Here is an 11,357-nt window from a genome sequence, read left to right as displayed (position 1 = left end):
CAGTGCTCATTTCGCCGCCAGCGTGTCGTATTCGACCTCGTGCTCGTCACCGGCGGTCAGGTCGTCGGCATCGGCGATATACTTGATCTTCAGCGTGTCGAAGCTGAGGGTCAAGCTGTCGACCGGATTGCCGCCGCCGCCGCCCGAGGTCTGGTAGTTCTCGACCAGCGTATTGGTCATGGTGATCGTCAGATAGTCGGAATGGGCGTCGCCCTGGTCCTTGCGCAGCGTCATGACCGTTTCGCCCAGGTTCTTGGCCTTGATGCAGGCCAGGGCCAGATAGGGCGAGGAGGCGTCGTAATCCTTGCTGACCTGCAGGGATTGGATATCGGCCAGGCCGCTTTCGCGCTGGCCGCCCGAGTTGCGGAACGCCGCCCGGCTGACCCCCCAGGAGAAAGCCGAAATGACGATCTCGTCCTCGTGGTCGGCGCGTTTGCTTTCACCGGGGATGTCGGTGATTTTCAGATAGCCGCTGAATGCCATGGAGTTCTTCCTTTCTGTACCAGATTAGGGGTTTGATCGCCCAAAGGGCTGCGACCAGCGGTGTTAAGGCTGAACAGGCCGGGACCGGCCTGTTCGGGATCATCCGGCGCGGGGCCTGCCGTCAGCCTTTGACCGACGGCAGTTCCGAGACCAGCCGAAGGCTCGCGTTGATGCCCTCCAGCTGGTAATGCGGGCGCAGGTAGAAGCGGGCGTTGTAATAGCCCGGACGGCCCTCGACGCTGTCGACCTGGACCTCGGCGGCGGCCAGCGGGCGCTTGGCCTTGGCCCGGTCGTCGGCCATGGACGGATTGGCCAGCACATAGCGGTTGATCCATTCCGACAGCCATTTCTGCATGTCGTTACGTTCCTTGAACGTGCCGACCTTGTCGCGCGCGATGGCCTTCAGGTAATGCGCGAAGCGTGAGACCGGGAAGAGATAGGGCAGGTTCGCCGACAGCCGTTCGTTGGCCTGCGCATCGGGATCGACCAGCCGCCCGGCCCGCGCCTCGTCATCCTGCAGGCTGTGCGCGCCGATGAAGGCCGCCACATCGGTATTCTTGCGATGCAGGATCGGCATCATCCCCAGCTTGGCCAGTTCGGCCTCGCGCCGGTCGTCGATGGCGATCTCGGTGGGGCATTTCATCGCCACGCTGCCATCGTCGGTCGGGAAGGTATGCACCGGCAGGTTCAGCACCGTGCCGCCCGATTCCACCCCGCGGATCTGCGTTCCCCAGCCATAAAGCTTGTGGCTGCGGTTGATGTTCACGCCCATCGCGAAGGCCGCGTTCATCCAGACATAGTTGTCATGCTTGGCGTCGATGACCTCTTCGAAGTCGAAGCCCTTCACCGGCACCGTATCCGCGCCATAGGGCAGCCGCCCCAGCACCCGCGGCATGGCCAGCCCGAGATAGCGCGCATCCTCGCTTTCGCGCAGCGACTGCCAGCTGGCATATTCCGGCCCGGACACGATCTGCTGCAGGTCCTGCGGATTGGGCAGTTCCTGCCAGCTTTCCATGCGGAACAGCTGCGGCGCCGCCGCCGCGATGAAGGGCGCATGGGCCGAGGCGCAGATGCCCGACAGGTTGCGCAACATGCCCACATCCTTGGGCTTATGGCCGAACTCGTAATCACCGATGATGCAGCCGATCGGCTCGCCGCCGAACATCGAGTATTCATCGGTATAGATCTTCTTGAAGACCGGCGACTGGTCCCACATCTGGCCCTCGTAATCCTCGAGGATATCGGCCAGTTCGTTCTTCTTGATGTTCAGAACCCGGATCTTCAGCTTGGAATCGGTCTCGGTGTTGTTGACCAGGTAATGCAGCCCGCGCCATGTCCCCTCGATCTTGCGCAGCTTCTCGTCATGCAGGATCTCGTTCATCTGCTTGGACAGCATCTGGTCGATGCCGGCGATCAGCGACTTGATCGACTTGATCGCATTGCCCGAGATGGTCGCCGTGCCCGAGCGTTCCTTCGCGGCGATGGCAAGGTTCGAGACGAGGGCCTTCAGCTTTTCGCCCTCGCTGTCCTTGACCCGGAAGTCCTTTTCCAGAAGCTCGCTGAACTCGGCCAGGTCGATGGCTTCGGCCTCGGCAGCACCGCCCGCGGCGGCTTCCTGTTTCGCGTCAGCCATGTTCAGCCCTCCTCACCCGACTTGCCCGCCGCCATGGCCTGCTCGGCCGCCTGCTGCAGCAAGGGTTCGTTGTTCAGCAACTGCGCGATGCGCTTTTCGGCATCGACCTTGCCATCCATGTAGCTCAGCAACTGCTCCAGCTGCTGGCGCATCTTCAGCAGTTCATTCAGCGCCGGCACCTGCTGGGCGATCTTGTCGGGGGCAAAGTCGCTCATGCTCTTGAAGCTGAGATCGACGAACAGTTCCTCGTCGGCTTCGGCGCCCTCGGCGGCGGGCAGGGCGTTCGGCACCCGCGTCTTCACCCGCGGCGACAGCGACTCCATGAACTTGTTGAAGCGTCCGGCATCGGTCTCGACGAATTTCCGGTCGCCGACCGGCCTCTTGGCCTCGGCGGTTTCGGATTCGCCGGCAAGATCGGCCATCACACCCATCACGAAAGGCAGTTCGATGGTCGTCGGACTGCCATAGTGCTCAACGTCGTAAGCGATCTGGACGCGCGGCGCCCTGTTCCGCTCGATCACCTTCTGTTTGCTCTCGCTCATCCGCGGACCCTTTCTAGTTTCCGAGTTGTGCAGTTAACAATTACTTTTTATTTTCTTCTATTCCAGCAATATTACGGAATTCCTTCAATCCTGATGGCGCGATTTCGGTCATCAATTGCAGGAAATCCATTGCGACCATCCGTCGCAGGCGGCGCGCGACATGTGGAATGGGGCTTGATGGTTCGGTGCGTTCGTAAAAGGCCACGATCCGATCCAGCGCCAATTCGACATCGCCACGGGAATTGATCTCGCCGGGCCGAGCGGCGGCGCCATTTGCGGCTGCCGGGGCAGGGGCCGGCGATGCGGCGGCCGCTGCGGCCGGGCGTTCCGGGGTTGCGACGGGCTCGGCTGCACTCGCCGGGGATTGGGCTGCGGTTTCTGCCAATGCCGTTTCCAGCGATTTACGGCAGTTTGTCAGGAAATCGGTCAGTTCCTTCAACCCAAGGCCCGAGGCGCCGTCGAAACCGCCCTTCTCGCCAAAGACTTGGCACAGCGCAGCGATCCCGGCGAGACACACGCCCATATCGGCGACCATCGCCCCGACAACTTCGGCCTCTTCGGCGGCCATCGCCCTGCAAGCCGAGCGCGCACGCTTGGCCCGGTCCTGATGCCGCGCCAGGATCGCATCCTGTTCGGCCTTGTTCAGGCCCGATGCCATCCGCGACTGCACCTCGAAATCCGACAGCAGGATGCCGGCAAGATCGTCGAAGGAAACCGGCCCGATGCCGCGCGGGCTGAAGGCGATTCCAAAGCGGATGTCGCCCAGCAAGCCATTGTCGCTATTGTCCAATTGCCTTAGGGCATTGCTGCGCGCCATCGCCGCCATCTGCGGATCGTCGCGGTCGCGCAGGCCCGGATGCAGGCTGTCCCAATAGTCCCCAACGCTGCGCTGCAACAGGCCGATGCCCTGCGACAGGCCGGTGAACCCCTCGGTCGCGTAAAGCCCCCGGACCAGGATCACCAGCAGGCGCAGGTCGCGCCCGTCGCCGGCCAAGTCCTCGCCCTGCGACAGCACGCTGGACCAATCCACCGGCGCGGCGGATTCGTTGACCGATCCGTCCGCCTTGACGCGATGTTCACGGGCTGCCGGCTCAAGCAAACGCTCGATCGAATGGAAGCGCGCATCATTGCGCAACTCAACCCCAGAGGGTTGCTCCCCGGCAAGCGGGGACAGTAGACTCTCCAGATCCATTCGGCTCCTGCCTTCACGATCCCAAAAGATAATCTATTATTTAACCTGACATAGTGGATTTTGACATTCTTGCAGACGGTCGCGATTCTTGCAATGATCTTGAAAAATCGGGCGGATAGCCGATCGCCCAGGGCCGGTTTTTTGACCCGCTGGGGTCGGGGATCTTGTCCGACGGAAATAGATTGCGGCCCTTGGTGAAATGCCGTCACTGTGGAATAATGACCGAACCGGTATTTCGCCGGTGACGAGGCGCGTGATGGACGTCAAGAACCGGTTGGACGGCGTTGTCATCGGATTGCTGATGGGGTTCAGGGATGGCGCGGCGCTTGTCGTCTTCCCCTCGAACGCCCGCGATCACGCCATTCCCGCGCGCAGCCTGACCCCGCTTGCCGCCGAGCATACGGGATCAGAGGTCGCCCTGCTGTTCGAGGATGGCGACCTGTCCCGCCCGCTGATCATCGGCCGCATCATCGAACCGGTGCGGCCCGATGCCGCAGCCGCAGTTGCCCCGCAGGTCATCCGCGACGGCGAGACGGTGAAGGTCACCGCCGCAGAGCGGATCGAACTGCGCGTCGGCAAGGCTTCGATCATCATGGAGAAGGACGGCCACATCACCATCCGCGGCACCAACCTTGTCAGCCACGCCTCGGCCTCGAACCGGATCCGCGGCGGCTCGGTCAACCTGAACTGATGACCTACCGCGCCCCGGTCGTCGAAGAGATGCTGCGCCAGCACGCCGAGCAGGCGGCCTTCCTGTGGACGGTCTATGACTACAACCTGCTGCATCCCGAAGAGAATGCCGAGATGGACGCGGAACGGCTTGCCCGCCTGGTCGAGCGGCTGGACGCCCATATCGACGGGCTGCGCGTCGCCGGCCCCGACGGGCTGCGCGTGGCCGAGGAACGCTATGCCGAATATCCCGAGGCGGGGGAATTGTTTGTCCTCCGCATGCTGCAGCCAGGAGCGGCGGGGCTCAGGGTGGCGGCGTTGGATCTGGAGAAGGTGCGGGGCTATTTGGCAGAGAAGTTTTCTCATTTCACCCCTGACCCGCCTGTGCGGGGTTAGCCTGGCCAGTTCGGCTCGAAGTCCAACTCAGTTTCCACGAAAGGCTGGTCCGGGTCAGCTTGCAGTGCAAATGTACGCCAAGATGCTCCATCAAATATGCGCACGGCGAAGGCAGAGTTCACGACAAGGTTGCGCCCGGCAACGTTCATTTTATAGGCGTATCCAGTTTTGCACATAGGCACGAACTCTGCACCGCGCCTAAGATACATGCCAAACAGGCTGTCGCCCCACAACTCGCTGTCGTCGTAGGTGCAGATCGAAAACCACTCGGCGGGATGGTCGTTGAACGTGATCAACTCTTCTCCTCGCAATTCGCACGCCGGCGCACCGTCGAGCGCAATCGCGACGCTTCCGTCGTCACGCACATGCAGTTTGACAATTCTTGAACCGATCCCAAGGTCGATCGGGTTCAGCCTGTCAGCCGATCCCATGGCAAAAGCACCGTAATTGCCGCCGACGGCGAAAAGCCCCTCTCGATTAACGTGAAGTGCATGCAGATCCTCTTCCAAGCCGGTCTCTAGAGGCGAAAACGTGCCATCCTTGAAATGCAAGGCCATTCCTTCGTCGCCATAGACTATGACGCTTTCCTGCGGAGCTCCGGCAAGATGCATGAGGGAGGTCATGTAGCTGACAAAGCTGTGCCTGGACATCTCTCGATCGCGGATCACACGCAAGTGGCGCCCACTGGCCTGAACAAAATGCAAGTTTGCATTGGGCGCGTAGTAGTCGACGGTCTTTCTGTCGAACTCGTCCAGAACTTCAAATTTCTGGGGCTCGTCTTTCGGGACACGGACCAGGATCGATGCCCGCCGCTCGGTCGTGTCATTGACTGCCTGGATGACGGCAAAGAACTCATTGTCATCGAAGCAATAGGCATTCATTACCTCGACCTCTGCACCACGCGATCTCAACAGGTTCCGATAGAATTTCATGATTCCCCCCTTCTTCTAAGTTCAGCAGCCTGGACAAGGCGCGTTCTTGTCGGATTTGCAGACTCCTTTCCCACAGATCGGCTTCTTCTTTGTCTCGTCCATTTTCTTTTTTGCTGACTCCTCGTCGTCCTTCTCGTCGACACCCGCAAGGTAGGCGAGGTTGACCGCCGTCAGGCACCTCGTTGCCTCGCCTTTCTCCTCTTTCCCCTTTTTTCTGATCCTCTCGTCATTTTCGCAGGTCGCCTTGACCGAAGTCTTCAGAAATTGCTCGGCCGTAGGAATGGTGCAGGAAAGGCTACATCCTGATCCGTCGGCTGCACATGTGCAGCCGTCACGACATGCATCCAGCAGGTCCTCGCAGGCGTTCGTTTTGCGGTTATGATCGGTATTCTGCTTGGAGCCCGGGCCCGACTTGGGCTTGCCGCTTTCGTCCATGTGGTATGCTTGCATGCAGATGCATGGCGCCTTCTTGTCGTCGTAATTCGGCCACTTGCTGCACGTGGTTTTACCTCGCTTCTTTTGCAGGGTGGCAGCACCGAATGTGTGTTCGGATTCCTTCCCAGTTTTCTTGGTCTGGCAAGGGCTCTTCCCATGTTCATGCAATTGAAGCTCGACAGCCAATGCGGCGCAATCGGCATTCGCCAGATTCAGTTTGGCCACGATGACCATTGGCGGACAATCACCCGGATTGCAGGCATGGTTGCTGGTCGCCATGTCGCTGAACCGCACGACGCCCTTGCCCTCGAACTTCACATCCATCGACCATTTCTGCGCGTAGACCGCGCCCATGTTCTTCGATGTGATGATGCCCTTCTTCGGCGCCGATCCCGCCTCGTCACCCGAGCATTTGCTGTATTTGCTGGAGTTTTCCTGACTGACGGGCTCACCCCCGATATTGACCGTGCCGGTGCCCGAGGTCAGGTCGGAATCCTGGCCGAAATCGGGATAGGGCACCGGAACGCCGGGCGGCGTCGCGGGCGTCAGTGGCGGGGTGAAGCAGGTGTCGGGAAAGGCCGCGATGACCTTGCAGCCCTGCTTCTTCGATGAAATCTCCAAGCCATTGGCAAAGACCGTCATGCTGCCTCCGCCACGGCTGCGGCGCAGGCGCCGTCGTCAGAGGAGGCTTCGACCAGGATCGGTCCCGTGCCGCCATAGCCCTTGCGCTTGGCCTCCAGCGCCCAGCCCAGCATCAGCGGCGTCACCGCCGCGCCGATATTGCCAAGGCTGGCGGCGACGGGCCAGATCGGCTGCACATCGCTGCGCTCGCGCTGCGTGCGCAGCATCGCCAGCGCGGTCTGCTTGAACCAGTAGGATTCGCCGACCAGATCGCCGATCTTGATGCCGATATCCGAATGCCGCCGCCCCGATTGCGCGAAGGCTGCCTGATAGGCCGCCGTCATCCCGTCACCACGCAGCGGCAGGTCCAGCCCGTCCTTGTCCTGCCGATTGTAGATCGGGGCCTTTTCCCGGCTCAGCCCCAGCCCGGTCAACCGCAGCGGCCCGGCGGTCGAGCACAGCACCGCCGCCGCCGCCTCGCCGGGGATGAAGCCATTGGCGTTGTCGTTGGTCAGGATCCGCCCCTCGGCGATGTAATGCGCGACCGACAGTGTCGTCAGGTAGCTGTCGACGCCAAGGATCAGCACATGGGCCGCGCGGCCGGTGTCGATCAGCCTCCGGGCCTGATCGAGGGCGACGAAGCCCGAGGGGCGGCCATGGGCCACAACCTGCGTCTTGATCGTCGCGGGCAGGCCGGCGCAGTCCAGCATGGTTCGCGCGAAACCGGCATCGTCGCGGATCGGGCGGCCGGGTCGTCCGGTTTCGGGCAGGCACAGGATCAGGGCAAAGTCGCTGCCCAGCTCGGGCGCCTTGCTCAGCACATCGACGATCGCGCCGGCGGCCAGGTGGGCAAGGCGCTTCTCGCCGATCCAGTTGCGCGGCAGCGGCACCGGCGCGCCGATCAGCCAGCCGCCGCCCGGTCCGATGAACCGGGTTTCCTGGAATCCGTCCAGCCGCGCCCGCATCGCCGCCGCCGCCGAGGCGCAGTCGAGGCCCACCGCCGTCACCATCCCGGCCGCGCGGATATGCAGGGGCACGCTCATGCGAAGGCCTCGGCAAAGCCGCGCAGATAGCGTTTGCCGGACCGCATCGCGCGTTTCATCCCCGGCGTCGGCGCGCCGATCCAGCCTTGGGTGAATTCGGTGATGATCCGCTGCATCGGCACCCAGACCCGCCAGACCAGCATGAAGACCCGGGCCTCGGGGTCGAAGATCAGCGTATCGGGGCGCTGCGCCACCTCGAGGCAGGTCTCGCCGCCGCGGAAGATGCGGATGGGCAGGGCGGTATCCGGCAGGCGAAAGCTCTCGCGCCCGCCGGGAGTCAGGTTGACCAGCGTGACCGGCGCACCGGTTTCCGGCGGGGCGGTCTGCTGATCCTCGGGGGCCATCTGGAAATAACGCTCGTCGAAATCGGCGGGCAGGAAGGGAAAGATGTTGTCGATCCAGTTCTGGTCATAGGTCCCGCCAAAGCGGATCCGTGCCGGCCAGCCGCGCCCGATTGGACCCAGTGCCATCGGGCGATAATCGCCATAGGGCGATGTCACCGGCTGGTCGACGGCCTCGGTATTGGGCAGGGGCTGGCCGGTCAGCCGCGATTGCGAGCGGATGCCGGCAAAGCCCAGCCCGACCGGATTGGCGGCATAGGCGGGTGGCGCCTTGTCCTCGGGATCGGTGCGGTCGGGGCCACCGAAGGCGGTGCCATAGGAAAACACCTGCCGGGCAAAGGGATAGGGCCGGGTCGCGGTGATCGAGGGGCCGACGACGCGCCATTCGCGCGGGCCGACCACGTCGAACTGCTTGGACCAGGGCCCGACCCTCAGGCCGACGCGGACCCGCTCGGCCGGTTTGCCGCCCGGCGCATAGGCCGCGCCCTGCAGCACGATGTCGCAGCGCGACTTGCGAAAGGCGAAATCGGATTCCCACAGCACCGGCGACAGGCCCGGCGCGCCGATATATTCATCCGCCATGACCAGTGGGCGCTGCACCGCCGAGCGCTGCGGCTTTCCCGTCGGCTCGCGCGGGAAATCAAAGGTGCCCTTGACCACGAAGGACAGGTATTCCCGACCGGACTTGTCCATTGCCATGGTGAACTGGTGGACAAACCCAGTCTGGTTCAGAACCCGCATGGCTGCACCGCCCTAGCCGAACCATGGCGGCTGGCGCAGCGGCACCCTGCAGGCCGCAGCCTGCCGCTGCCATTTCTGCCGGTTCGGTGTAATCATCCGAATAAACCTCCGAGAAGCGACAGGGGGCCGGGCGGATGGGCGATGAATTTATCCATGGCGCATCACGGGTTATGATAGACTATATTTCAGACTGACGCGACAGTATTGACGGCACCCGCCGACAGCATAGCTGGATGAAGGATACCATGCATTCCGATATCTTCAGCCCCGGTCAGGTTCTCAACAATACCTATGAAATCATTCGGGTTATCGGACGCGGTGGAACGGGCGAGGTCTATCTTGCCCGCAACCAGGTGGTCGAGCGGGATGTCGCCATCAAGGCGCTGAATACCCGTTTTTCGGGAAATTCGGATTATGTCGAGCTGATAAAGCGCGAAGAACAAATGCGCGATATCATCAATGATGCGGTGGTGCGTTATTCGGAATGTTCGCGCTCGGATGCCGGGCATGTCTTTCTGGTCATGGACTATATCGACGGGCCGTCGCTGAACCAGGTCATGCTGGAACAGCGGCTGGACGACAGGTCGCTGATGATCGTCGCCCATCGGGTGCTGGAAGGGCTGGTCGCGACCCACAGCCGGGGCATCGTCCATCGCGACCTGTCGCCCGACAACATCATCCTGCGCAGCGGCCGGCCCGATCGGGCGACGATCATCGATTTCGGCATCGCCAAGGATACCGCAGCCGGGGCGCGCACCATTGTCGGCAATGAATTCGCCGGCAAGTACGAATACGCCGCGCCCGAGCAGCTGGACGGCAAGTCCGATTTCCGCGCCGATCTCTATGGTCTGGGCGCGCTGCTGCTGGCGGCGGCGCGGCAGGCGGTGCCCGAGGTCGGGATGAACCCCGGCGAGGTCGTTCGCTACAAGCGCAACCCGCTGGACACATCGGATCTGAAACCGCCGCTGAAGGACCTGATCGACTGGCTGGCCGCCCCCGACCCGGCGCAGCGTCCGCAAAGCGCGGCCGAGGCGCTGGCGCGGCTGGATGGCTGGCTGAAACCCGGCACCCAGCCCACGCGGATCAACCCGAAAGCCCCTCAGCGAAAAACCCGACTGCCGCTGATTCTTGGGGCGCTGGCGCTGCTTCTGGCGGGCGCGGGCGGCTGGCTCTGGTCCAGCGGCGCCCTTGCCCCGGCCTTGCCCGAGGCGGCGCCCTATCGCCTGAACGCCAGCCTCGCAGCGGATGGCACCGGCAGCCTGTCGGGCAATGCCCCAGACGCCGAGACCGCCACCGCCCTGCGCGCCGCCTTTGCCGAGGTGACCGGCGCAACCGCGCCCGAGGATGCTCTCACGCTGGCGCGCGGGATGCCCGGCCCGACCTGGCCCGACAACATGGCCGACCTGATGACGCTGGCCTCGGCCTTGACGCAATGGGATCTGGCGGTCAGCGATACCAGCGCCCGCATCTCTGGCCTTGCGCCCGATGCGGCGACGCGCGAGGCTTTCAAGGCGACGCTGGAGGGATGGCAGCCGGAGTCGGGCATGTCGGTCCAGACCGATCTGGCGGCGGGGCCCGAGACACTCAGCTGGGCGACGTTGCAGCCCCAGCTTGACCAGATCGCGACCTGCGGGCCCTTGACCGCGCCGGAAGATCAACCGACCGAGTTCGGCCTGCGCGACCGCATCACCGTGACCGGCGATCTGGCCAGCGCCGATGATGCCAAGACCATCCAGACCGCGCTGGCCCCGCTGATCGGCGACCGCGAGTTGCGGGTCGAGGGCACGGTGCTGAACCCCGACCTCTGCGAGATCCGCTCGGTCCTTCCGGCGGCGGCGGCCTCGGGCGGAATGTCGCTCTGGGTGGGGCGCGGCGATACCGGGGAGGCGGTGTTGAACGGCGTCTTCCGGACCGGCCAGAACCCGGTGGTCGATGTGCAATTCCCCGCCACCGTGACCGGGGCGTCGCTGTGGGTGATGGCGGTCGACAATACCGGCAAGGTCTTCCACGTGCTGCCCAATATCAACCAGCCCGAATCGTTGGTCGATGATCTGGGCGAGGTGGACAGCGGCGTGCGGCGGGTGCGGGTGCTGTGGTCCATCGACGAGGTCAAGGAGGACACCAAGCGCATCGGCATCCGGGTGACCGACGGTAATTACGGCAAGTCCGAGATCATCGCCATCCTGTCGAAAACCCCGCTTTTCGACCTGCGGCGACCGCGCGACGAAAGCGTCGGCTCGGTCGCCGAGGCGCTGGCCGAAACGCTGAAGGGCCGCGAGGACCAGATCATCGGTGTCGCCTCTCGCATCATCGACGCCCGGCCCTAGTT

11 protein-coding genes are annotated in these 11,357 nt (G+C 63.3%); 3 read left to right on the top strand and 8 right to left on the bottom strand.

Annotated elements, in window-relative coordinates:
• Positions 1-6 precede the first annotated feature (6 nt).
• The 4 genes from CX676_RS19650 to CX676_RS19635 form a co-directional block, all read right to left on the bottom strand.
• The gene (locus CX676_RS19650) at positions 7-483 is read right to left on the bottom strand and encodes an Hcp family type VI secretion system effector (protein ID WP_101754498.1); all 477 of its coding nucleotides are present in this window, start codon (positions 481-483) and stop codon (positions 7-9) included.
• Between the two features lie 121 nt (positions 484-604).
• The gene (gene tssC / locus CX676_RS19645; RefSeq protein WP_101754497.1) at positions 605-2,116 is read right to left on the bottom strand and encodes a type VI secretion system contractile sheath large subunit; all 1,512 of its coding nucleotides are present in this window, start codon (positions 2,114-2,116) and stop codon (positions 605-607) included.
• A 2-nt stretch (positions 2,117-2,118) separates the two neighbouring features.
• Positions 2,119-2,658 carry a type VI secretion system contractile sheath small subunit gene (gene tssB / locus CX676_RS19640; protein ID WP_101754496.1) on the bottom strand — a complete coding sequence of 180 codons (540 nt, stop codon included), beginning with the start codon at positions 2,656-2,658 and terminating at the stop codon, positions 2,119-2,121.
• Between the two features lie 40 nt (positions 2,659-2,698).
• Positions 2,699-3,850, bottom strand: a complete 1,152-nt coding sequence (locus tag CX676_RS19635) for a type VI secretion system protein TssA (protein ID WP_101754495.1) — start codon at positions 3,848-3,850, stop codon at positions 2,699-2,701.
• Positions 3,851-4,103: 253 nt separating this feature from the next.
• Between CX676_RS19635 and CX676_RS19630 the strand changes: the two genes are divergently transcribed.
• Together CX676_RS19630 and CX676_RS19625 are read left to right on the top strand one after the other, a co-directional pair.
• The gene (locus CX676_RS19630) at positions 4,104-4,541 is read left to right on the top strand and encodes a DUF6484 domain-containing protein (RefSeq protein ID WP_101754494.1); all 438 of its coding nucleotides are present in this window, start codon (positions 4,104-4,106) and stop codon (positions 4,539-4,541) included.
• Positions 4,541-4,915, top strand: a complete 375-nt coding sequence (locus CX676_RS19625; protein ID WP_101754493.1) for a hypothetical protein — start codon at positions 4,541-4,543, stop codon at positions 4,913-4,915. The genes CX676_RS19630 and CX676_RS19625 overlap by 1 nt, the downstream gene beginning before the upstream one ends.
• Here the strand turns inward: CX676_RS19625 and CX676_RS19620 are convergent.
• The 4 genes from CX676_RS19620 to CX676_RS19605 are packed head-to-tail and all read right to left on the bottom strand — an operon-like array spanning position 4,912 to position 9,028.
• Positions 4,912-5,847: a hypothetical protein gene (locus tag CX676_RS19620; RefSeq protein ID WP_101754492.1), complete on the bottom strand. Its 936-nt coding sequence runs from the start codon at positions 5,845-5,847 to the stop codon at positions 4,912-4,914. The genes CX676_RS19625 and CX676_RS19620 overlap by 4 nt on opposite strands.
• A 21-nt stretch (positions 5,848-5,868) precedes the next feature.
• Positions 5,869-6,924, bottom strand: a complete 1,056-nt coding sequence (locus CX676_RS19615; protein ID WP_101754491.1) for a DUF4150 domain-containing protein — start codon at positions 6,922-6,924, stop codon at positions 5,869-5,871.
• Entirely contained in the window at positions 6,921-7,946 is a 1,026-nt protein-coding gene (locus tag CX676_RS19610; RefSeq protein WP_101754490.1) for a beta-ketoacyl synthase N-terminal-like domain-containing protein, read from the bottom strand. Before CX676_RS19610 ends, CX676_RS19615 begins: the two co-directional genes overlap by 4 nt.
• Positions 7,943-9,028, bottom strand: a complete 1,086-nt coding sequence (locus tag CX676_RS19605) for a DUF2169 family type VI secretion system accessory protein (protein ID WP_101754489.1) — start codon at positions 9,026-9,028, stop codon at positions 7,943-7,945. The genes CX676_RS19610 and CX676_RS19605 overlap by 4 nt, the downstream gene beginning before the upstream one ends.
• 245 nt (positions 9,029-9,273) lie before the next feature.
• On the opposite strand from CX676_RS19605, the gene CX676_RS19600 reads away from it, so the two are divergent.
• Complete coding sequence (locus CX676_RS19600) at positions 9,274-11,355, top strand: serine/threonine-protein kinase (RefSeq protein ID WP_157936008.1); 2,082 nt, start codon at positions 9,274-9,276, stop codon at positions 11,353-11,355.
• Positions 11,356-11,357 lie beyond the last annotated feature (2 nt).

Source organism: Paracoccus zhejiangensis (assembly GCF_002847445.1).
Classification (GTDB): Bacteria; Pseudomonadota; Alphaproteobacteria; order Rhodobacterales; family Rhodobacteraceae; genus Paracoccus; species Paracoccus zhejiangensis.
The sequence above is the reverse complement of the archived record's forward strand: the minus strand, read 5'-3'. Positions and strand labels throughout refer to the sequence as shown.

Coding starts and splice junctions, on each gene's coding strand:
- CX676_RS19650 (WP_101754498.1), bottom strand. CDS start 483: ATGGCATTCAGCGGCTATCTGAAAATCACCGACATCCCCGGTGAAAGC.
- CX676_RS19615 (WP_101754491.1), bottom strand. CDS start 6,924: ATGACGGTCTTTGCCAATGGCTTGGAGATTTCATCGAAGAAGCAGGGC.
- tssC (WP_101754497.1), bottom strand. CDS start 2,116: ATGGCTGACGCGAAACAGGAAGCCGCCGCGGGCGGTGCTGCCGAGGCC.
- CX676_RS19635 (WP_101754495.1), bottom strand. CDS start 3,850: ATGGATCTGGAGAGTCTACTGTCCCCGCTTGCCGGGGAGCAACCCTCT.
- CX676_RS19625 (WP_101754493.1), top strand. CDS start 4,541: ATGACCTACCGCGCCCCGGTCGTCGAAGAGATGCTGCGCCAGCACGCC.
- CX676_RS19610 (WP_101754490.1), bottom strand. CDS start 7,946: ATGAGCGTGCCCCTGCATATCCGCGCGGCCGGGATGGTGACGGCGGTG.
- CX676_RS19620 (WP_101754492.1), bottom strand. CDS start 5,847: ATGAAATTCTATCGGAACCTGTTGAGATCGCGTGGTGCAGAGGTCGAG.
- CX676_RS19605 (WP_101754489.1), bottom strand. CDS start 9,028: ATGCGGGTTCTGAACCAGACTGGGTTTGTCCACCAGTTCACCATGGCA.
- CX676_RS19600 (WP_157936008.1), top strand. CDS start 9,274: ATGCATTCCGATATCTTCAGCCCCGGTCAGGTTCTCAACAATACCTAT.
- tssB (WP_101754496.1), bottom strand. CDS start 2,658: ATGAGCGAGAGCAAACAGAAGGTGATCGAGCGGAACAGGGCGCCGCGC.